At 66.2% G+C, this 20,974-nt stretch carries 20 protein-coding genes; 12 read left to right on the top strand and 8 right to left on the bottom strand.

What is annotated here, in order from left to right; translation table 11 throughout:
- Positions 1-166: 166 nt before the first annotated feature.
- Positions 167-1,153, top strand: a complete 987-nt coding sequence (locus L540_RS06855) for a DNA-directed RNA polymerase subunit alpha (RefSeq protein ID WP_029579961.1) — start codon at positions 167-169, stop codon at positions 1,151-1,153.
- Between the two features lie 163 nt (positions 1,154-1,316).
- The gene (gene rplQ / locus L540_RS06860) at positions 1,317-1,712 is read left to right on the top strand and encodes a 50S ribosomal protein L17 (RefSeq protein ID WP_005017352.1); all 396 of its coding nucleotides are present in this window, start codon (positions 1,317-1,319) and stop codon (positions 1,710-1,712) included.
- Between the two features lie 55 nt (positions 1,713-1,767).
- Here rplQ and L540_RS06865 read toward each other — a convergent pair whose 3' ends face one another.
- Positions 1,768-2,199: an HIT family protein gene (locus L540_RS06865; RefSeq protein ID WP_043207294.1), complete on the bottom strand. Its 432-nt coding sequence runs from the start codon at positions 2,197-2,199 to the stop codon at positions 1,768-1,770.
- 103 nt (positions 2,200-2,302) lie between these two features.
- Between L540_RS06865 and cutA the strand changes: the two genes are divergently transcribed.
- Genes cutA through L540_RS06880 form a run of 3 tightly spaced genes read left to right on the top strand, consistent with a single transcriptional unit; the run spans position 2,303 to position 5,552 of the window.
- Entirely contained in the window at positions 2,303-2,644 is a 342-nt protein-coding gene (gene cutA / locus L540_RS06870; protein WP_043207293.1) for a divalent-cation tolerance protein CutA, read from the top strand.
- A gap of 27 nt (positions 2,645-2,671) precedes the next feature.
- Entirely contained in the window at positions 2,672-4,546 is a 1,875-nt protein-coding gene (gene dsbD, locus L540_RS06875) for a protein-disulfide reductase DsbD (RefSeq protein WP_048026140.1), read from the top strand.
- 49 nt (positions 4,547-4,595) lie between these two features.
- Positions 4,596-5,552, top strand: coding sequence for a DMT family transporter (locus L540_RS06880; protein ID WP_048026142.1), 957 nt, complete (start codon positions 4,596-4,598; stop codon positions 5,550-5,552).
- A 9-nt stretch (positions 5,553-5,561) separates the two neighbouring features.
- On the opposite strand, the gene hemB is transcribed toward L540_RS06880, so the two are convergent.
- Together hemB and yihA are read right to left on the bottom strand one after the other, a co-directional pair.
- Positions 5,562-6,578, bottom strand: coding sequence for a porphobilinogen synthase (gene hemB / locus L540_RS06885; RefSeq protein ID WP_043207290.1), 1,017 nt, complete (start codon positions 6,576-6,578; stop codon positions 5,562-5,564).
- Positions 6,575-7,198, bottom strand: coding sequence for a ribosome biogenesis GTP-binding protein YihA/YsxC (gene yihA, locus L540_RS06890; RefSeq protein WP_043207289.1), 624 nt, complete (start codon positions 7,196-7,198; stop codon positions 6,575-6,577). The genes hemB and yihA overlap by 4 nt, the downstream gene beginning before the upstream one ends.
- A gap of 211 nt (positions 7,199-7,409) precedes the next feature.
- Between yihA and L540_RS06895 the strand changes: the two genes are divergently transcribed.
- The 3 genes from L540_RS06895 (at position 7,410) to ccsB (ending at position 11,622) form a co-directional block, all read left to right on the top strand.
- On the top strand, positions 7,410-8,114 hold the full coding sequence (locus L540_RS06895) for a c-type cytochrome (protein WP_043207286.1): 705 nt from the start codon (positions 7,410-7,412) through the stop codon (positions 8,112-8,114).
- Between the two features lie 101 nt (positions 8,115-8,215).
- Positions 8,216-10,297, top strand: coding sequence for a cytochrome c biogenesis protein ResB (locus L540_RS06900; protein WP_043207281.1), 2,082 nt, complete (start codon positions 8,216-8,218; stop codon positions 10,295-10,297).
- The gene (gene ccsB, locus L540_RS06905; protein ID WP_043207280.1) at positions 10,294-11,622 is read left to right on the top strand and encodes a c-type cytochrome biogenesis protein CcsB; all 1,329 of its coding nucleotides are present in this window, start codon (positions 10,294-10,296) and stop codon (positions 11,620-11,622) included. The genes L540_RS06900 and ccsB overlap by 4 nt, the downstream gene beginning before the upstream one ends.
- Positions 11,623-11,681: 59 nt before the next feature.
- On the opposite strand, the gene lysA is transcribed toward ccsB, so the two are convergent.
- The gene (gene lysA, locus L540_RS06910) at positions 11,682-12,971 is read right to left on the bottom strand and encodes a diaminopimelate decarboxylase (protein WP_043207279.1); all 1,290 of its coding nucleotides are present in this window, start codon (positions 12,969-12,971) and stop codon (positions 11,682-11,684) included.
- Positions 12,968-13,249, bottom strand: a complete 282-nt coding sequence (gene lptM / locus L540_RS22125; protein ID WP_414734115.1) for an LPS translocon maturation chaperone LptM — start codon at positions 13,247-13,249, stop codon at positions 12,968-12,970. The genes lysA and lptM overlap by 4 nt, the downstream gene beginning before the upstream one ends.
- On the opposite strand from lptM, the gene cyaY reads away from it, so the two are divergent.
- Positions 13,200-13,529 carry an iron donor protein CyaY gene (cyaY, locus tag L540_RS06915; RefSeq protein ID WP_043207278.1) on the top strand — a complete coding sequence of 110 codons (330 nt, stop codon included), beginning with the start codon at positions 13,200-13,202 and terminating at the stop codon, positions 13,527-13,529. The two genes, lptM and cyaY, sit on opposite strands and share 50 nt — an antisense overlap.
- A gap of 24 nt (positions 13,530-13,553) precedes the next feature.
- Here the strand turns inward: cyaY and L540_RS06920 are convergent, their stop codons facing one another.
- Positions 13,554-16,001, bottom strand: a complete 2,448-nt coding sequence (locus L540_RS06920; RefSeq protein WP_043207277.1) for a penicillin-binding protein 1A — start codon at positions 15,999-16,001, stop codon at positions 13,554-13,556.
- 113 nt (positions 16,002-16,114) lie between these two features.
- On the opposite strand from L540_RS06920, the gene L540_RS06925 reads away from it, so the two are divergent.
- Genes L540_RS06925 through L540_RS06935 form a run of 3 tightly spaced genes read left to right on the top strand, consistent with a single transcriptional unit; the run spans position 16,115 to position 18,983 of the window.
- The gene (locus L540_RS06925; protein WP_043207274.1) at positions 16,115-16,750 is read left to right on the top strand and encodes a shikimate kinase; all 636 of its coding nucleotides are present in this window, start codon (positions 16,115-16,117) and stop codon (positions 16,748-16,750) included.
- Entirely contained in the window at positions 16,747-17,829 is a 1,083-nt protein-coding gene (aroB, locus tag L540_RS06930; protein ID WP_043207273.1) for a 3-dehydroquinate synthase, read from the top strand. The genes L540_RS06925 and aroB overlap by 4 nt, the downstream gene beginning before the upstream one ends.
- Before the next feature lie 26 nt (positions 17,830-17,855).
- Complete coding sequence (locus L540_RS06935) at positions 17,856-18,983, top strand: deoxyguanosinetriphosphate triphosphohydrolase (RefSeq protein ID WP_043207272.1); 1,128 nt, start codon at positions 17,856-17,858, stop codon at positions 18,981-18,983.
- Between the two features lie 152 nt (positions 18,984-19,135).
- Here the strand turns inward: L540_RS06935 and L540_RS06940 are convergent, their stop codons facing one another.
- Both L540_RS06940 and L540_RS06945 read right to left on the bottom strand, forming a co-directional pair.
- A complete protein-coding gene (locus tag L540_RS06940; protein WP_043207271.1) occupies positions 19,136-20,209 on the bottom strand; it encodes a helix-turn-helix transcriptional regulator in 1,074 nt (357 codons plus the stop codon).
- A gap of 107 nt (positions 20,210-20,316) precedes the next feature.
- Positions 20,317-20,970 carry a glutathione S-transferase family protein gene (locus L540_RS06945; protein ID WP_043207400.1) on the bottom strand — a complete coding sequence of 218 codons (654 nt, stop codon included), beginning with the start codon at positions 20,968-20,970 and terminating at the stop codon, positions 20,317-20,319.
- Positions 20,971-20,974 lie beyond the last annotated feature (4 nt).

Raw genomic sequence — 20,974 nt, forward strand, 5'->3', positions numbered from 1 at the left:
GGGCCTTGCGCCCGCGAACGGCGCGTCCCAGCCCGCCCAGGCCCTTATCGGCCGAGGCGGGCTTTGCGGTGTTCTAAGCCGCTGTTTTACCCCGCTGTCCGCAGCATTTACTTCCATCAGCCTTATCGGTGTAACGAGCCGAGGGTATTGAAAAGGAACCCAGTACATGTCCACTCAAGGTTTTCTGAAGCCGCGTTCCATCGAAGTCGAACCGGTCGGCCCCAACCACGCCAAGATCGTGATGGAGCCGTTCGAGCGCGGCTACGGCCACACGCTGGGCAACGCCCTGCGCCGCATCCTGCTGTCTTCGATGACCGGCTACGCGCCGACCGAAGTGCAGATGACCGGCGTCGTGCATGAATACTCGACCATTCCGGGCGTTCGCGAAGATGTCGTCGACATCCTGCTGAACCTGAAGGGCGTCGTGTTCAAGCTGCACAACCGCGACGAAGTCACCCTGATCCTGCGCAAGAACGGCGCCGGCCAGGTGCTGGCCAGCGACATCGAATTGCCGCATGACGTCGAGATCGTCAATCCCGATCACCCCATCTGCAACCTGACCGATGCCGGCAAGCTGGAGATGCAGATCAAGGTCGAGAAGGGCCGCGGCTATGTGCCGGGCAATGTGCGCGCGTTGTCGGAAGACCGCACCCACACCATCGGCCGCATCGTCCTGGACGCTTCCTACAGCCCCGTGCGCCGCGTGAGCTATGCCGTTGAAAGCGCCCGCGTCGAACAGCGTACCGACCTGGACAAGCTGGTGCTGGACATCGAAACCAACGGCGTGATCTCGCCCGAGGAAGCCGTGCGCCAGTCCGCCCGCATCCTGATGGACCAGATCTCCGTGTTTGCCGCCCTGGAAGGCGCCGGCGACTCGTACGAAGCCCCGGTCCGCGGCACGCCGCAGATCGATCCGGTGCTGCTGCGTCCGGTCGACGACCTGGAGCTGACCGTGCGTTCGGCCAACTGCCTGAAGGCCGAGAACATCTATTACATCGGCGACCTGATCCAGCGTACCGAGAACGAGCTGCTCAAGACCCCGAACCTGGGCCGCAAGTCGCTCAACGAAATCAAGGAAGTCCTGGCCGCACGCGGCCTGACCCTGGGCATGAAGCTCGAGAACTGGCCCCCGCTGGGCCTCGAGCGCCCGTAAGCCATACGGTGAGCCATGGGCCAGACGGTCCATGGCCGCCCTAGCGGCATCTTCGGATGCCATTTGTCCACCGGACCGCGGCCCGCCCCATTGAAACGGGCCGATAGAAGAGCCGGCTAACCCGGCGGCGGAAACGCTGTCTTTAGATTCAAAGGAAATCACCATGCGTCACGGTAACGGCCTGCGCAAGCTCAACCGCACCAGCAGCCATCGTCTCGCCATGTTCCGCAACATGGCCGTTTCGCTGATCACTCACGAAGCGATCAAGACCACGCTGCCCAAGGCGAAAGAACTGCGCCGCGTCATCGAACCCCTCATCACCCTGGGCAAGGAACCCACCCTCGCGAACAAGCGTCTGGCTTTTGCCCGTCTGCGCGATCGCGACGCCGTGGTCAAGCTGTTCGCTGAAATCGGTCCGCGCTACGCGAACCGCAACGGCGGCTACACCCGTGTCCTGAAGATGGGCTTCCGTCAGGGCGACAACGCTCCCATGGCTTTCATGGAGCTGGTTGACCGTCCGGAAGTGGATGCTTCCGAAGCGGATAGCGCCGCCGAATAAGGCAGCGCCATAAGCGGCAAAAGCGGACCTCCGGGTCCGCTTTTGTTTTTCCGGCTCAGCCCAGCGCCTGGCGCAGCGTGTCCGCGGTCTCGGCAAGCGCTTCGTTGCTGGCCTGCGGCGGCATGATGAACGTCAGGTCTTGCTGCGCGATGTAGTGCGTGGACGTGATGTCATGCGGATGATGCATGGGCACGATGTGCGCATGCGCGTGGGCCACATGGATGCCCGTGAAGGTCAGGCCGACGCGGTCCACGGTGTAGAGCCGCTTCATGTGGCGGGCCAGGCGCTGGCCCAGGTTGACGATATGGCCGGCCAGGTCGGCCGGCATGTCTTCGAAATAGGGATAGTGCTGCTTCGGAATGATCAGCACATGGCCGCGCCTGACCGGATGGATGTCCAGGAAGGCGAAGATGCGGCTGTCTTCGTGGATGGCGTGCGCGGGGAGTTCATGCCGCGCGATGCGGCAGAACAGGCAGTTGTCCGGCATTTCCTTGTCTCCTGAGGGCCGCGGCAGGCGAAAAGCGGCATCCGCGGCCAATCCCATAAAATACCCTGAGTTTCTTGGCGCAGGTCTCAAATGGGGAGGTCGCATGTTGCGCGATGACGACGTTGTGCTGATCCTCAGCAATGCTCCGGACAGCTTGCTGGCTAAGCGTATCGCGCATGTGCTGGTCGAGGACGGCCTGGCGGCCTGCGTGAACCTTGGACAGCCGGCGCTGTCTGTCTATCGGTGGAAGGGGGAGGTCGAGGGCGCCGAGGAGATTCCGCTCACGATCAAGACCACCTACGGCATGCATCAGGCCGTGGTGCAGACGCTGGCGCGGCTGCATCCCTATGACGTCCCGGAAATCATCGTGATTCCCGTGATCGGGGGCCTGGCCTCCTATCTGGACTGGGTGCGTGAACAGGCCGGCAACGCCGGATCTGAATAGGCAGAGGATGTTATGCAGGCAGTCGCGATGGATCTGAAACGCAGCGCAATCTGGCGGGTTTTCTGGCTGCTGGCGCTGTGCCTGCTGGCCGTTGCGGGCGCGCGGGCCACGGCCGGCGAAGCGGATTTCCTGGAGCCCGAGCGGGCCTTCCAGTTGAGCGCGGCCCAGCCCGCGGCCGATTTGCTCGAACTGCGTTTCAAGGTGGCGCCGGGCTACTACATGTACCGCGAGCGTTTCGAGCTCGCCAGCCAGCCAGAGACGTCCATCAACAGCGGCGCCGCCGTCTTTCCGACGGGCGAGATCAAATACGATCCCACCTTCGAGAAGGACATGGAGGTCTATCACCAGGACGTGCTGATCCGCGTGCCGCTGGCCTTGGCGGGACAGCCGGCGCGGCTGCGCGTGACCAGCCAGGGCTGCGCCGACGCCGGCCTGTGCTATCCGCCGATGTCGCATCTGGTGGCGCTCACGCCGCAGGGCGCGGGCTATGCGATCAAGGTCTCGGCCATCGAGCCGGGGCGGGAGGCCGCGGCGCTCGCGGGCCAGGCCGCTGCCGCGCCGGCCTCCGGCCTGAGCGCCTTGCTGGGCGCGGGCGATGTCGGCCTGGCTGGCGCCATCGGCGGCCTGGGCATCCTCGGCACGGCCGGCGTGTTCTTCGTATTGGGCCTGCTGCTGGCCTTCACGCCCTGCGTGCTGCCCATGATCCCTATCCTGTCGTCCATCATCATCGGCCGCGAGGGGCAGGCCGCGGTCTCGCGCGGGCGCGGGCTGGGCCTGGCCGCGGCCTATGTGCTGGGTATGTCCGTGGTCTATACGGCCTTGGGCGTGGCCGCCGGCCTGAGCGGCGCGGGCCTGGCCGCCTGGCTGCAGACGCCCTGGGTACTCACGCTGTTTGCCATCCTGCTGGCCTTGCTGGCGCTGGCGATGTTCGACGCCTATACGGTGCAGCTTCCCGCGTCCTGGCAGGCTCGCCTGGCGGCGCGCTCCAATCGCATTCCCGGCGGGCGTTACACCGGCGCCCTGTTGATGGGCGCGATTTCCGCGCTCATCGTCGGGCCCTGCGTGGCCGCGCCGCTGGCGGGCGCCTTGCTCTATATCTCGCAGACCGGCGATGTGTGGCTCGGCGCCGCCGCGCTGCTGGCCATGGCCTGGGGCATGGGCGTGCCGCTCTTGGCCGTGGGCGCTTCCTCGGGCGCGTTGTTGCCCAAGACCGGCGCCTGGATGAATGGCGTCAAGCGGCTGTTCGGCATGCTGCTCCTGGCCACTGCCTGGTGGATGCTGATACCGGTGTTGCCGGGTTGGGTGCTGATGCTGGGCTGGGCCCTGCTGGCCATGGTGTCGGCCGTCATGTTGCGCGCTTTCGAGGCGCTGCCGGCCGGCGCCGGGGCGGCGCGCATGTTCGGCAAGGGCCTGGGCCTGCTGCTCGCCCTGGCCGCGCTGGTGTGGATCGTCGGCGCGGCCAGCGGCGGGCGCGATGCGCTGGCGCCGCTGGGCCATCTCGCGGCGCGCCAGGACAATGCGCCAGCGGGCGCGCATCCGCAGTTCACGCGGGTGCGCACGCTGGCCGAGCTCGATGCCGCCCTGGCGGCGAGCACGCGGCCGGTGATGCTGGATTTCTATGCGGATTGGTGCGTGTCCTGCCGCGAGATGGAGCGCTTTACCTTTAGCGATCCGGGCGTCGCGCAACGCATGGCCGGCATGCTGCTGCTGCAGGCCGATGTGACCCAGAACAATGCCGAGGACCGCGCCCTGCTCAAGCGTTTCAAGCTCTTCGGGCCGCCGGGCATCATGTTTTTCGCGCCGGGCGGGCGTTTGCTGGCGCAGCCGCGCGTGGTGGGTTTCCAGGATGCGGCGCGTTTCTCGGCCTCCTTGGACCAGGCCGCGGCGTCAGCACAACAGTAAGCAGGAAATCCCGTGGCGGCGCGCGCCGCCTCCCTGCACGCGGGGTAGTATGGCGGTTCGGTCCGCCATACCCTCATCCGCCGTGAACACCTCCAGCACTCAAGCCACGCCGCTCCCGCCGGGACCGGTGTATGTCCAGCTGTTCTTCGTGATGGCGGCTTGGGGGGTGAACCTGGTGGCGGTGAAGTATCTGCTGGGCCAGATGGATGTCTATGTCGTGGCGGCGGTGCGCATCGTCGTGGCTTTCACGGCGGTGACGTCCTTCATGCTGCTGCGTTTCGGGCAGGTGCCGCGCCTGACGCGCGCCCAGCTGGCATGGGTGCTCTCGGCGGGTTTGCTGGTCGTCTATGGACACCAGATCGCGCTGGTGGCGGGCTTGCGCATGACCTCCGCCGCCAATGCCACGCTCATCATGGCCACCAGCCCCTTGTTCTCGGTCGTGCTGGGCGCGCTGTGCTACCGCGAAAAACTGACGCCGGCCCGCATCGGGGCGGCCGTGCTGGGCCTGGGTGGGGTGGGACTGGTGGTGGCCGGCAGCGGCGGCCGGCTGGCGCAGGCGGGCCTGGGCGATTTATTGGCCCTGTTGGCCGTGGTGGTCTTTGTCATTGGCGGCCTGGTCATCCAGCGCGTCTCGCGCGCGCTCGATCCCCTGACCATTCTTTGGTACACCTATCTGGCCGGAGCGGTGGCGCTTTCCACCCACGCGGCATTGTCGCCGGCAACGTATCGGGCCGCGTCCTGGACAACGGATCCCTGGGCCTGGACCGTGGTGTTCTTTTCGGCGGTGATCGCCTCGGGAGCCTGCAATCTGCTGTGGAACCGCGGCATCGCGCGCCTGGGCATGAGCCGGGCGGCGATGTTCGTGAACTGGCTGCCCATCTTCGGGCTGCTGGCCGCCGCGGTCTTCCTGGACGAGCGCATCACCCCCGTGCATCTGGCCGGGCTGGTCTGTGTGCTGTTGGGGACCTGGCTGGGTTTGCGCCCCGCCAGGCCCGCCGCTGCCTGAGGCCGGCTGTCAGCGGGCGTCGCGCAGTTTTTCCGCCGCGTCGATGGCGAAGTAGGTCAGGATGCCGTCGGCGCCCGCGCGCTTGAAGGCCAGCAGGGCTTCCATCATGACTTTGTCGTGGTCCAGCCAGCCATTGGCGGCCGCGGCCTTGATCATGGCGTATTCGCCGCTCACCTGGTAGGCGAAGGTCGGCACGCGGAAGGTGTCTTTCACGCGGCGCAGCACGTCCAGATAGGGCATGCCGGGCTTGACCATGACCATGTCGGCGCCTTCGGCCAGATCGCCGGCCACTTCGCGCAGGGCCTCGTCGATATTGCCGGGATCCATCTGGTAGACCATTTTGTTGGACTTGCCCAGATTGCTGGCCGAGCCCACGGCGTCGCGGAAGGGGCCATAGAAGGCGCTGGCGTACTTGGCCGAATAGGCCATGATGCGGGTATGGATGTGATCGGCCTGCTCCAGGGCCTGGCGGATGGCGCCGATGCGCCCGTCCATCATGTCGCTGGGCGCGACGATGTCCACGCCGGCCTGGGCCTGCACCAGGGCCTGGCGCACCAGTATTTCCACCGTGGGGTCGTTGAGCACATAGCCGTCGTCATCGATCATGCCGTCCTGGCCGTGGCTGGTGTACGGGTCCAGGGCCACGTCGGTGAGCACGCCCAGTCCGGGGAAGCGCGACTTCAGGGCGGCGACCACGCGCGGGATCAGGCCCTCGGGATTGGTGGCCTCGATGCCGTCCGGCGTCTTGAGCGCGGGGTCGATGACCGGGAAGAGCGCCAGCACGGGGATGCCCAGCTTGACACAGCGTTCGGCCACGGCGAGCACGGTATCGGGCGAATAGCGCACGACGCCCGGCAGCGAGGGCACGGGCTGCTGCAGGCCCTTGCCTTCGGCCACGAAGACCGGGTAGATCAGGTCATCGACGCTGAGCGCGTTTTCGCGCACCAGCCGGCGCGTGAAGTCGTCACGGCGCAGGCGGCGGGGGCGCGAGGCCGGGAAAGCGGGCGAAATGATGTGGGGGTTCATGGCACTACCTTGGGAGAGATCCAGTTCTCGATCTGCGCGGTGGCATCATCGAGGCCAATGCGTTCGGTCGCCGAGAAGGGCACCGTGTTCAGGGCGCCGATATCGGCCAGTTGCTTGCGCACGTCGAAGACGGCGCGCACGCGCTGGCCATAAGGCAGCTTGTCCGCCTTGGTCAGCAAGGCCAGCACCGGACGTCCGGTGGGGGCGATGAAATCGGCAAGGCGGCGGTCCAGTTCGGTGACGCCACGGCGGATATCGATGAGCAGCACGATACCGGCCAGCGAGGGGCGGTCGCGCAGATAGCCGCCGAGAATGTCGGCCCACTTTTCTTTCTCGCGATGCGCCACCGAGGCATAGCCATAGCCGGGAAGATCCACGAGAAAGCCCAGGGGTTCGTCCGGATTGAGCGGATCGGGCAGGCCGAACATATTGATCAGGCGCGTGCGCCCGGGCGTCTTGCTGGAGAAGGCCAGGCGGCGCTGGTTGCACAGCACGTTGATGGCCGAGGATTTGCCGGCGTTGGAGCGGCCCACGAAGGCGACTTCGGGCGCACCGGCGGGCGGCAGCTGGTCGAGGCGGGCTGCCGAAATGAAAAAGGAGGCGCGGTGTAGAAGGGACACGGGTCGACTTGGTGGGTGAATGCAAACCCTATTGTATAATCGCCGGTTTGCAACAGTGGCAACAGTAGTCCCCGCGCGTGGGGGGCGGCTCCCAAGGCTTGAGGAGGGCCGAGGGGCTGGCAAAAAGCCGCATCCGGCTGCGCGGGCAGGCGTCAGGCGCAGTGTGCATGAGCACGCTGCCTGAGTTCGACATACGATCGTCGAGGTCTACATGAAGCGTGTGCTGTCCCGGATGGTGGTTGCAAGCGGGCTGATGCTCGGTCTGTCCATCACTACTACTATAAGTTTTGCTGCCGGAGGGCCCGCAGGCCCCGCCAAGCCCGATGCGGCCAAAGGCGCCCAGTTGTTCGATCAAGGCGATCCGTCGCGAGGCATTATTGCCTGTGCGTCCTGTCATGGGGCGGCCGGCAACAGTACCATTCCCGCCAATCCCAATCTGGCCGGCCAGCCGCACGAGTATCTGGCCAAGCAGCTGCACGACTTCCAGGTGCAGCCGGGCGCCAAGCTGCCGGTGCGCAAGGGCCCGCAAGGCGCGCCCACGCCGATGACGGCCATGAGCCAGGCCCTGACGCCGGCCGACATCCAGAACGTCGCCCTGTATCTGGCGCAGCAGCCCCTGAAGGAGCCCGCCACCGCGGGCTATGAAAAGCTCGTCGAGCATGGCCAGAAACTCTGGCGCGCCGGCGCGGCCGATCGCGGCCTGCCGGCTTGCGCGGCCTGTCACAGCGCCAACGGCGCGGGGCTGCCCGGGCAGTATCCTCGCTTGTCCGGCCAGTTCCCGGCCTATATCGAGGCGCAGCTCAAGCTGTTTCGCAGCGGCGACCGCGCCAACAGCCAACCCATGCACGATATCGCCGTGCGCATGAGCGACGACGATATCAAGGCGGTGGCGGACTACGCGGCGGGCTTGCGCTGATTGATTCAACCGCCGGTTGACGCCGGCGGGCCGGCCCGGGAAACCGGGCGATGCTGTCCAGGAGGGGGGCCGGCGGCTCACCCTCTTTTTGCTATTGATTGATGACTTCCACTGTTTCCCGCACCACCCCGCGCAGCCTGCCCCGCGATCTGTTCGAACTCCTGGGCTCGATGCGTTTCGCCATCAGCCTGTTGATGTTCATCTGCGTGGCCAGCCTGGTGGGCACGGTATTGCCGCAGAACCGGCCGGCCGGCAACTATATCGATCAGTTCGGTCCCTTCTGGTACGAGGTGTTCGATAAGTTTTCCATCTGGCATGTGTACAACAGCTGGTGGTTTCTGGTCATCATGGGCTTTCTGGTGGTGTCCACCTCGATCTGCCTGATTCGCAATGCCCCCAAAATGCTGCGCGACGCCGCGTCGTTTCGCGAGCATGTGCGCGAAAGCAGCTTGCGCGCCTTTCCCGATCGCGTCCAGATGACCTCGGCCGAGAGCCCCCAGGCCGCGCAGGGCCGGCTGCAGGCCTTGCTACGGCAGCAGGGCTATGCCGTGCGGCAGCGCCAGGACCCGGGCGGGGTGCTGCTGGCGGCCAAAAAAGGCAGCAGCAACCGCCTTGGCTACATCTGCGCCCATGCCTCGCTCATTATCATCTGCGTCGGCGGCCTGATGGACAGCGAGCTGCCCGTGCGGCTGCAGGTCATGTTCGGCGGCAAGCAGCCCATCACCGAGAACATGCTGATCGCCGACGTGCCGCCCAGCGGCCGACTGCCCCTGGCCAATCCCAGCTTTCGCGCCAATGTGCTGGTGCCCGAGGGCGCCGAGCGCAATACCGCCTTGGTCATGGTGGGCGACGGCGTGCTGGTGCAGCCCCTGCCTTTTACGCTCAAACTGAAGAAATTCGACGTCGAGTATTACTCCACGGGCATGCCCAGCCGGTTCGCCAGCCATGTCGAAGTCACCGATCCCGATGACGGCCATACCTTCGAGCGCGTGATCGAGGTCAATGAGCCGCTGCGGTACAAGGGGGTGACGGTCTACCAGTCCAACCTCGATGATGGCGGCAGCAAGGTGACGCTGACCGGCTATCCGCTGCGCGGCGCGGCCGAGCAGACGTTCTCCGTGCAGGGGACGGTGGGCGAGAGCAATGACCTGAGCGCCAGCGTGGCGGGCCAGCCGACCGAGAGCCTGAAACTCAACATCACGGCCTTGCGGCCCATCAATGTCGAGGACATCACCAGCGGCGATCCGCAGGCGGGCAAGCAGAGTTTCGGCGAGCATGTCGCGGCCGTGACAGGCAGCGCGGCGGGGCGCAAGAACGACCATCTGCGCAATCTCGGCCCCACGATCGAGTACCAGCTCGTGGACGCCGCGGGCCAGTCGAACGAATACCGCGTGTACATGCTGCCGGTCGATCTCAACGGCCTGCCGGTCATCCTGGCCGGCGTGCGCCAGAATGCCTCGCAGAACTACGCCTATTTGCGCATTCCGGCCGACGCGAACGGCTCGCCGGGCGAATTCATGAAACTGCGCGCCGCTCTGGCCGATCCGGCCGTGCGGGCCGAAGCCGTCAGGCGCTTCGTGGAGCGCAACCTGCCGCCCGGCGCCGATCGCCAGGCCCTGACCGGCGCGGCCAGCCGCGGCCTGGACACTTTCGCCTCGGGCGGTCTGCGGGCGCTGTCCGAACTGCTGCAGGCCAGCACCGAGCCGGCGGACGTCGAGCGCGCCGCCAGCGTGGTGCTGCGCCTGCTCAACAGCACGCTCTACGACGTGCGCGCCATCATGCGCGAGCGCGAGCATCTGCCCGCCTTGCCCGAAGCAGGGCCCGAGGCCGAGGCGGCGGCGATGTGGCAGCAGGCGGCGATGGGCGCCTTGTCGGATCTGACGATCTATCCGGCGCCCATCCTGTTGACGCTCAACGATTTCCACCAGGTTCAGGCCAGCGGTTTCCAGGTGAGCCGCACGCCGGGCAAGAACGCGGTGTATCTGGGCTGCCTGCTGCTCATCGTGGGCATTTTCGCCATGTTCTATATTCGAGACCGGCGCATCTGGATCTGGATCAAGCCGCAAGGCGCGGGCAGCGAGATCCAGGCGGCGATGACGTCGCAGAAGCGTACACTGGACTTTTCCCAGGAATTCGAGCGTTTCCGGGCCGCGCTGACGGACCCGTTCCGAGGTGAACGATGAATACCTCCACTCGCGGCCAGATGTGGCACGGCGGTTTTTCCCAGACCGGCGACCAGCGCAGCGTGCGCGGCCGTCCCGATTGGACCGATGCGGTTTTCTTCCTGCTGCTTGCGGTGGGGGCGGGCTATGCGCTGACGCGCTTTGGCCAGTCCATGGATTATTACGAGAAGATCATTCTCTGCGGCACCGTGCCTGCCCTGGTCTGGCTGGGCTGGCTGTGGCGGCCGCTGCGGCGCCTGATGCTGGCCTGCGCGCTGGCCGCCGGCCTGGCCCTCATGCTCTACCAGAACGACCTGGCCCGGGCCGAGCAGGTCTTTTTCCTGAAATATCTCTTTTCTTCGCAGTCCGCCATTCTGTGGATGAGCGCGCTTTTCCTGTTGGCCACGGCCTGCTACTGGATAGGCATCGTGAGCCCCACGGCGGCCTGGCTGGGCACGGCGCTGACCTGGGGCGCGGTGTTCGCCGGCGTGACCGGCCTGTTGGTGCGCTGGCGCGAAGGCCATCTGATGGGGCCGGATCTGGGCCATATCCCGGTGAGCAACCTGTACGAGGTCTTCGTGCTGTTCGCGCTCATCACGGCGCTGTTCTATCTCTATTACGAGCGCAAGTACGCCACGCGCGCGCTGGGCGGCTTTGTGCTGCTGGTGATTTCGTCGGCCATGGTCTTTTTGCTCTGGTATGCGTTCACGCGCGATGCCGGCCAGATCCAGCCCCTGGTGCCCGCCCTGAAAAGCTGGTGGATGAAACTGCATGTGCCGGCGAACTTCATCGGGTACGGCACTTTTTCGCTGGCCGCCATGGTGGGCTTCGCCTATCTGGTCAAGCAGCATGGCGAGACGGCTTCCTGGACCCGGCTGGCGCCGCTGTTCGTGCTGGGCGTGCTGCTGTGCGTCGAGCCGATGGTGTTTCGCACCGAAGGCCTGTCGGCGACGTGGATGGTCTACGGCGGCGTGAGCGCGGTGATCGTCGGCGCCATCCTGCTGGCGCGGCGCCGCATCGCGCAGGCGCTGCCCGCGCTGGAAGTGCTCGATGACATCATGTATCGCGCCATCGCGATCGGTTTTGCCTTCTTCACGGTGGCCACCGTGCTGGGCGCGCTGTGGGCGGCCGATGCCTGGGGCGCCTATTGGCAGTGGGATCCCAAGGAGACCTGGGCCCTCATCGTGTGGCTCAATTACGCCGCCTGGCTGCATATGCGGCTGATGAAGGGCTTGCGCGGCACCATGGCGGCCTATTGGGCGCTGGTGGGCTTGTTGATCACCGGCTTTGCCTTCCTGGGCGTGAATATGTTCCTGTCCGGGCTGCACTCCTACGGCGAGCTGTAGCCGGAGGGGGCAAGCAAAAGCCCCGCAAGCGGGGCTTTGCCGGCAGTCTGGCCCGAGGCTCAGGGCAGGGTGGATTCGCCCCTGAGCAGGTCCTCGATGGATTCGCGCTGGCGCACGATATGGTATTGCTCGCCGTCGACCATGACCTCGGCGGCGCGGGGGCGGGTGTTGTAGTTGCCGGCCATGACCATGCCGTAGGCGCCGGCCGATTCCAGCGCCAGCACGTCGTCTTGCTCGATGGCCAGGCTGCGCTCCTTGGCCAGCCAGTCGCCGCTTTCGCACACCGGGCCGACCACGTCATAGACGCGCGTTTCGGTCTCGCGCGGCACCACCGCGCGCACGCCATGATAGGCCTGGTAGAGCGTGGGACGCAGCAGGTCGTTCATGGCGGCGTCGACCACGGCGAAGTTGCGCGCCTCGTTGTGCTTGAGGAATTGCACCGTGGTCAACAGGATGCCGGCGTTGCCGACCAGCGAGCGGCCCGGTTCCAGCACCAGGTGCAGATGGCCGTAGCCGCGCGCCTGCAGGCGATTGAAGACCTCGTCCAGCAGCGTCTTGGGCGAAGGCGGGACTTCATCCGTGTAGCGGATGCCCAGGCCGCCGCCCAGGTCCAGGTGCTCGATGGCGATGCCTTGCGCGGCCATGCGGTCGATGAGGTCGAGCAGCTTGTCCAGCGCATCGAAATACGGGCTGACATCGATGAGCTGCGAGCCGATATGGCAGTCCACGCCGACGACCCGCAGGCCGGGCAGGCTGGCCGCGGTCTGGTAGGCGTGCAGCGCTTCGTCGATCGCGATGCCGAACTTGTTTTCCTTCAGGCCGGTGGAAATATAGGGATGGGTCTGCGCGTCGACATCGGGATTGACGCGCAGCGAGACGCGCGCCACCTGGCCCTCGGCCTGGGCGACCTTGGACAGGCGATGCAGTTCGGCGACGGACTCGACATTGAAGCACTTGACGCCGGCGGCCAGCGCCTCGCGCATTTCCCATGCCTGCTTGCCCACGCCCGAGAACACGATCTTGGCCGGGTCGCCGCCCACGGCCAGCACGCGCCTGAGTTCGCCGCCCGACACGATGTCAAAGCCGGCGCCCAGGCGGGCGAATTCTTTGAGCACCGCCAGGTTGGAATTGGCCTTCATGCCGTAACAGACCAGCACCGGCCGGTCGCCGATGGCCTGGCGGTAGCTGTCATAGGCGGCATGCAGGGCGGCGCGCGAATACACGTACAGCGGCGTGCCCAGCTTGGCCGCCAGGATGTCCAGGGCGACGCCTTCGGCGTGCAGCACGCCATGCTTGTAATGGAAATACGGATGGCCAGCCAGTTGGGGCTGGGAGGAAGGCGCGGTCATGGCAGGGGCGGGCTGGTGGGAATACGGGGTCGGTTTTCGGTTTGCGCGGGGGCTTGTTTCGCGCCGGAGCTACCCTGCTGATCCGAGGGCGCCGGCAGGTACAGGGGGCCTTTGTAGCCGCAGGCCGCGATCAGACCGGTGGCCGAAAGCGTGGCTACAATGCGAAAAACCCTGTGGCTGAAGGCCATGTGGGACACTGGTAACTCCGTAATCGTTGCAGGTTGGATTATGACCGAAACCGAATTTCTTGCGTTGACCGAACAAGTGCTCGACAGCATCGAGAGCCAGGCCGATGACTGGATGGCCGCGCATGATGTGGATATCGAGGCCAATCGCAGCGGCAACGTCCTGACCCTGATTTTCGAGGACGACACCCATGTCGTCATCAACAGCCAGGCCGCCATGCAGGAACTCTGGGTGGCGGCCCGTAGCGGCGGCTTTCATTACCGCTTTGACGGCCAGCAGTGGCTGGATACGCGCGGCGGCCCCAATCTGGCCGATGCGTTGTCGCAGATCTGCTCGGCGGCCGCCGGCGTGCCCCTGAGCGTCCGCGTCTAGCGGGGCGCCGGCCCGGGCCTGGCCTCAGAAGGGAATATTCTGCGACCAGGGCTGTTGCGAGCTGCTGCCGAAGCTGGGGGCGGTGCGCACATTCTGGTTGCCGCCGCCCAGGCCGTTCAGGAAGTCGCCCAGGGTATCCTCGCCCGGTTGCGGCAGGCCCAGGCGGGCCACGGCCTGTCCGGGCGGGAACTCCGCGAAATAGAAGTCACCGTTTTCGGCCAGCAGGCCGTCCGGCCTGGGGCGCTGCTTGCCCTCGGGCACGCCTTTGAGGGTGTCCTGCATGTAATCCAGCCAGATCGGCAGCGCCACGCCGCCGCCCGTCTCGCGCGAGCCCAGGGACTTGGGCTGGTCAAAGCCCAGCCAGGCGGTGGCCACCAGATTGGGCGTATAGCCCGAGAACCAGGCGTCGACCGATTCGTTCGTGGTGCCGGTCTTGCCGGCGACGTCGCCGCGCTTGAGCACGGCGCGCGCGCGCGCCGCGGTGCCGCTGGTGGCGACGCCGCGCAGCATGTCATCCATGATCCAGGCGGTGCGCGGATCGATGGCGCGAGCGGCCTCGTCGCCGGCGATCACGGGGCGGGCCTGCATCAGCACCTTGCCGCTGCTGTCGGTGACGTGGTCGATCAGATAGGGAGTGACGCGGTAGCCGCCGTTGGCGAATACCGAATACGCGCCGGCCAGCTGCAGCGGCGTGACCGAACCGGCGCCCAGGGCCAGCGGCAGCACCGCGGGCTGGCGCGCCTTATCAAAGCCGAAGCGCGTCAGGTAGTCCTGGGCATATTGCGGGCCGATGGCCTGCAGGATGCGGATGGACACCATGTTCTTGGACTTGTACAGGCCCTGGCGCATGGTCAGCATGGGCTCGTACTGGTTGCCGTAGTTCTTGGGGTGCCAGGCCTTGGAGCCGGTCTGGGCGGCCGACAGCTCGAAAGGCTGGTCGGAGATCTGCGTGCCCGGGGTCAGGCCGCGCTCCAGCGAGGCGGCGTAGATGAAGGGCTTGATGTTCGAACCCGGCTGGCGCCAGGCCTGGGTGACGCGGTTGAAGTTGCCGCGGTAGAAGTCAAAGCCGCCGACCATGGCGCGGATGGCGCCATCCTGCGGCGAGAGCGCCACGAAGGCCGCCTGCACGGCGGGCATGTTGATGACTTCCCAGCCTTCATCCCCGAGCTTGTGGATATAGACCACGGAGCCGCGCTGCAGGCGCTGCTCGGCCGCGGCCTTGGGATTCAGGGCGCGGGCCACGACGGCCAGCACCTTTTTGTCGGTGATGGTGATGATCTCGCGCGAGCTGCGCGCCAGCTTGATTTCGGTCGGCGAGGCCGAGAGCACCACGGCGGTCAGCAGATCGCCGCTGTCGGAGTATTTGTCGAACACGCCGTCCAGGAAGTCATCCAGCGCCTGCGGATCTTTCTCGGTGCCCGCCGGCAGGTCGAGCTGGTCTTCGGGGCCGGGGTAGGGCGCGCGCCGGGTGTATTCCAGCACGCCGTCGCGCACGGCGCGGTAGGCCGACTCCTGGTCCTTGGAGGAGACCGTGGTGTAGACGTTGATGCCGCGCGAATAGACGTTGTCCTGGTAGACGCCATAGAGCAGCTGGCGCGCCAGCTCGGCCACGTATTCGCCGTGGATGGCATAGCCGCCGGCCGGCGTGCCCTCGGCCGACTTCATGATGATGGGCTGGGCCAGCGCGGTCTTGTACTCGGGCTCGGTCAGGTAGCCCAGCGAGTACATGCGGCCCAGCACATAGCGCTGGCGCAGTTCGGCGCGCGGACGGTTGGAAATCGGGTTGAAGCGTGAGGGCGCCTTGGGGATGCCCGCCAGCATGGCGGCTTCGGCGGGCGTGACCTGCGACAGCGGCTTGCCAAAGTAGGTGCGCGAGGCCGCGGCAAACCCGTAGGCGCGATGACCCAGATAGATCTGGTTCATATAGAGCTCGAGGATCTGGTCCTTGGTGAGCTCGGATTCAATCTTGAAGGTGAGCAGCAGTTCGTAGAACTTGCGCGAATAGGTTTTTTCGGACGACAGATAGAAATTGCGCGCCACCTGCATGGTGATGGTGCTGGCGCCCTGCGTCTTGGACATATTGATGAGGTTGGTCAGGCCGGCGCGCACCACGCCGGTCCAGTCGATGCCGCCATGCTGATAGAAGCGGTCATCCTCGGCGGCGAGCACCGCCGACTTCATCACATCCGGGATCTCATTGAAGCGCAGCACATTGCGGCGTTCCTCGCCGAATTCGCCGATCAGGACCTTGTCGGCGGTGTAGACGCGCAGCGGCACCCGCGGACGGTAGTCGGTCATGGCGTGCAGATCCGGCAGGTTGGGCCAGGCCAGCGCCAGCGCCATGCCGGCCAGCACCAGGCCGCACAGGGCCAGGCCGCCGAAAAAAATACCGGTCTTGACCAGAAACCGCAAAAACATCGAGCCGCCGGGGGCGGGCTGATCCTGCTTGGAAGAATTCGGACGCTTGCTCATCGCGGCGATTTTACGGTGATCTCTGTATGCCTTCCGAGGTCTGATCGGAGGCGATGTAACAAAATAAATCTTTGTGGTAAGCGGGCAACTTGCGGCAATGGGATAATGCCGGCATGAATCTCTCCGCTAACTTGTGCGCCGGCGCCGACGAAGAGCCGCCTGATCCGGGGGCCGCTCCCGCGGCCGCCGCCGGCGAAAGCATCGAAGCCCTGGCGCAATTGCCGCACGATTTGCCGATTTTCCTGGTTGGCATGATGGGGGCGGGCAAGACCACCATCGGGCGCGGCCTGGCGCGGGCGCTGGGCCGTGAGTTTATCGATCTGGACCATGAGCTGGAGGCGCGTTGCGGCGTGCGCGTGCCCGTCATTTTCGAGATAGAGGGCGAGGCCGGTTTTCGCAAGCGGGAATCCGCCGCATTGCAAGAGTGTACTCAACGGCGGGGGATAATTCTCGCCACCGGGGGCGGCGCCGTGCTGGCCGAGGAAAACCGCCGCTTCCTGCGCGAACGCGGCATCGTCATGTATCTGCGCGCCAGCGTCGACGAACTCTACCGCCGGACCTGCCGCGACCGCAATCGCCCGTTGCTGGCCACCGCCGATCCCCGCGGCACGCTGCGCGACCTGATGGTCAAGCGCGAACCGCTCTACCATGAAGTGGCCGACCTGGTGATCGAGACCGGCTCCACGCCCATCGCCACCCTGGTCAAGGCCATCCTGCCCAAGCTGCAAGCGTACGAGAAAAAGCTATGAATGTTGTCGAGGTCGATACCCCGGGCGGACGCTATCCCATCCGCATCGCCCCGGGCCGCCTGGATCGCCTGGATGAAAGCATCCCCGCCGATGCCACGGCCATCGCCATTGTCACCAACCCCACCGTCGCCGCGCTATACGCCGAGCGGGCCGAAGCCGCGCTGGCGCGCACCGGCCGCAAGGTCCTGCGCATCGAACTGCCCGATGGCGAGGCCTACAAGGACTGGCAGACGCTGAACAAGATCTTCGACGCCCTGCTGGAGCATCGCCTGGACCGGCGCGCGGTGCTGGTGGCGCTGGGCGGCGGCGTGATCGGCGACATGGCCGGCTTTGCCGCCGCGGTCTATATGCGCGGCATCCGCTTTGTCCAAGTGCCCACCACGCTGCTGTCCCAGGTCGATTCCTCGGTGGGGGGCAAGACCGCGGTCAACCATCCGCTGGGCAAGAATATGATCGGCGCCTTCTACCAGCCCGTGGCCGTGGAGATCGACACCGATGTGCTGGCCACGCTGCCGGCGCGCGAAGTCTCGGCCGGCCTGGCCGAGGTGATCAAGTATGGCCTCATCCTCGACGCCGATTTCTGGGCCTGGTGCGAAGCGCATGTCGACGCGTTGCGCGCCCTGCGGCCCGAGGCGCTGGCCTATGCCATCCGACGCTCCTGCGAACTGAAAGCGCAGGTGGTGGGCAAGGACGAGCGCGAGTCCGGCCTGCGCGCCATCCTCAACCTGGGCCACACCTTCGGTCACGCCATCGAGTCTGGCCTGGGCTATGGGCAGTGGCTGCATGGCGAGGCCGTGGGCTGCGGCCTGGTGCAGGCCGCCGAGCTCTCGGCCGAGGTCGAAGGCTTTGCGCCGGGCGATGTGCAGCGCGTGCGCGCCCTGGTCCAGGCCATAGGCTGTCCCGTCGCCGCGCCGGACCTGGGTTTCGACCGCTGGATTTCGCTCATGATGGTTGACAAGAAATCCGAAGCAGGTGAAATACGCTTTGTCTTGATGCCGCGTATCGGACAGGCCGGTATGCGCACGGCGCCGCCATCGGCCATACGCGCGGCGCTGGATCGAACAGTTCAGGCCGGCTAAACGCAAGGGACGGGACGGTAGTGCAAATGAGTGAATTGGCTTCTTACGCATCCGACCCGGCCCTGACGCGCGGCAGGCAATACGCAGAGCCGGCCGCGCAAAACCGCAGCGAATTCCAGCGCGACCGCGACCGCATCATCCACTGCAATGCCTTCCGGCGCCTGGAGTACAAGACCCAGGTCTTCGTCAATCACGAAGGCGATCTGTTCCGCACGCGGCTCACGCACAGCCTGGAGGTGGCCCAGATCGCCCGCACGCTGGCGCGCAGCCTGAGGCTGTCCGAGGATCTCACCGAAGCCATTTCCCTGGCCCATGATCTGGGGCACACGCCTTTCGGCCATGCCGGCCAGGACGAACTCAATGCCTGCATGCGCGAGCTCGCGCCTTTGGCCGGCGGCTTCGAACACAACTTGCAGAGCCTGCGCGTGGTCGATGAGCTCGAAGAGCGCTATGCCGAATTCAACGGGCTGAACCTGTGCTTCGAGACCCGCGAAGGCATCCTGAAGCATTGCTCGGTGGCGCATGCGCGCCAGCTGGGCGAGGTGGGCGAGCGCTTTCTGTCCCGCACCCAGCCCTCGCTGGAAGCGCAGCTGGCCAACCTGGCCGACGAAATCGCCTACAACAACCACGATATCGATGATGGCCTGCGTTCCGGCCTGCTGACGCTGGAGCAGATGGGCGAGGTGGATTTCTTCGCCCGGCATTATGCCGAGGTGCGCGCCAGCTATCCGGACCTGGCGCCGCGCCGCGCCACGGCCGAGACGGTGCGGCGCATGATCAACACCCTCATCATGGACCTGACGGCCAACACCCTGGCCCGCATCCGCGACGCCGCGCCGGCCAGCGCCGATGACGTGCGCCGTGCCCCGCCCTTGGCCGGATTCTCGGAGCCGTTGCGCCGCGAGGCCGACGCCCTGAAGAAATTCCTGTTCGACAACCTGTACCGCCACTACAAGGTAGTGCGCATGACCGGCAAGGCCAGGCGCATCGTGCGCGAGCTTTTCGAGGCCTTTCTTGGCGATCCCCGCTTGTTGCCGCCGGACTATCGCCGCGAGGACGAGCGCGGCCAGGCGCGCGCCATCGCCGACTATATCGCCGGCATGACGGACCGCTACGCCATTGGCGAACACCGGCGGCTTTTCGAGATGGGCTGATGGGGTTTCTCCCCCAATTGGGGGATGCGCCCGGCGCGCGTCCTCTCTAGTATGGCGAAGCACATTCGCCGTGCTTTCCCGCCCACTGCGATGCGATCCGGGGCAACCATCGCATCAGAGTGGGCGGGTTTTTTCTTGCCGGCGACGGCGTTTCAGTTGGCCGGCATGGGGCTTTGCAGGGCGCTGACAAGACGCATCAGTCCCGACTGGCGCTGAGCGCCGGTCTTTTGCAGCACCGCCTTGCTCTGCGTGCGCACGGTTTCGACGGAGATGCCCAATTGCCGGGCGGCCTGGGGCAGGGTCGCCCCGGACATGAGGACTTCAAGCAGCCGGTACTCCGCCGCGCTCAGGCCGAACAGCGACTTCAGCATGCCGCGGGCCGGAGGCGCGGGATTCAGATGGGTATGGATCAGCACCAGGGCCAGACCCTGGCCTTCGCGGCCGCGGTAGGCCGGCGGGGCGGGCAGGGCCACGACATGGCTGCCATCGGGCAGGCGCAGGCCCTCGGCCACGGCCGGGCCCATGCTGCCGGTGGCCGAACCCAGCACGCCCGGCCATTGCGCGCTGCGCTCCAGTTGCTTGCCGTGGCGTGAGTACCAGGATTCGCCAGCCAGGTTGGCCATCAGCAGGCGGCCCGACGACGCGACGCAGAGCAAGGGCGTGCCGAAGGTGTCCAGCGCGGCTTCGCCCAGGCTGGCGCGGCGCTCCAGTTCGCGCAGCCGCAGGCGCAGCTGCAGGGCTTTCTGCAGATGCGGCACCAGCCGGCCCAGCGCGCGCTCATGCGCATCTTCGAAATGGCCCCGGCCAGGGCTGCGCTGGAAGGCGACGGTCCATTCGATCTCGGGCTCGCGCAGGGCCTGGGTCAGCATGAGCGAACCGATGTCATGCCGATACAGGAAGTCGTTGTAGAAGGGCGAGCGGCGGATGCCATCGGCGCCGAAGGCCGGATAGTCGCGCAGGCAGCCGCCTGTGGGCACGGCGCGGGCCGCGCGCATGAAGTCGTCAATGCTGTGGTAATGGCCTTCGTATTCGTCCAGGGTGACGGTGGCCAGCCCGGCATTGTCGATCACCAGGATGGCGTCGCTGGCGACATTGCGCGCCAGCACGGCGCAGCGATCCGTATCCACGGCTTGCGCCGCCAGGGTCAGGGCCTGGCGCCATTGTTCCGTATCGGCAACGCCAGCGTATAAGGCGCTGGCGATGCGTAATTCGTGGTCGGCGTCCATGGTGCAGCATGTGTTTGAGCGTCGAGGCCGCCAGGCGGCCTCGTCCGCGTCAAACATACCCGATTTCTATTGCAGATGTAACCGGGTTTGTGCCTAGAACGCGCGCGTCAGCGATGGCTGCGATAAGGCTCGTCTTCAGGCACGAAGGTGGCCTCGGCCAGCGCATCGCGCGTCCATTCGCGCATGGCGGGCAGGGCCTGCACCGCGTCCATATAGTCGCGCACCGGGCCGGAGGCGGCCACGCCATACGTTGTGAAGCGCGAGACCACCGGCGCGTAAAAAGCGTCGGCGATGCTGAAGCGGCCGAACAGGAAAGGACCGCCGTGGCCGAACTCGGCCAGCGTGTCCTGCCAGATGGCCTGCACGCGGGAGATATCCTGCTGGGCCGGGCCGATATCGATGCCGGGCAGGCTGGCTTCGATATTCATGGGCAGCAGCCGGCGCAGATCGCCAAAGCCGCTGTGCATCTGGGCCGCCAGGGAGCGCGCCCTGGCGCGTGCGCGGGCCTGGGCCGGCCACATCTCGGGATGGCGTTCGGCGGCGTACTCGCAGATGGCCAGGGAGTCCCAGACGGCGAACTCGCCGTCGAGCAGCACGGGCACCAGGCCGGCCGGCGTCACGCCGCCCAGCCGTTGGCCGAAGGCTTCGGTGAACAGCCCCAGCTTCTGTTCGCGGAAAGGCACGCCAGCCGCGCGCAGGGCCAGCCAGGCGCGCAAGGACCAGGAAGAGTAGTTCTTATTGCCTATCAGCAGGGTGTACATGGTA

Source organism: Bordetella pseudohinzii, from assembly GCF_000657795.2.
GTDB classification, from domain to species: domain Bacteria; phylum Pseudomonadota; class Gammaproteobacteria; order Burkholderiales; family Burkholderiaceae_B; genus Bordetella; species Bordetella pseudohinzii.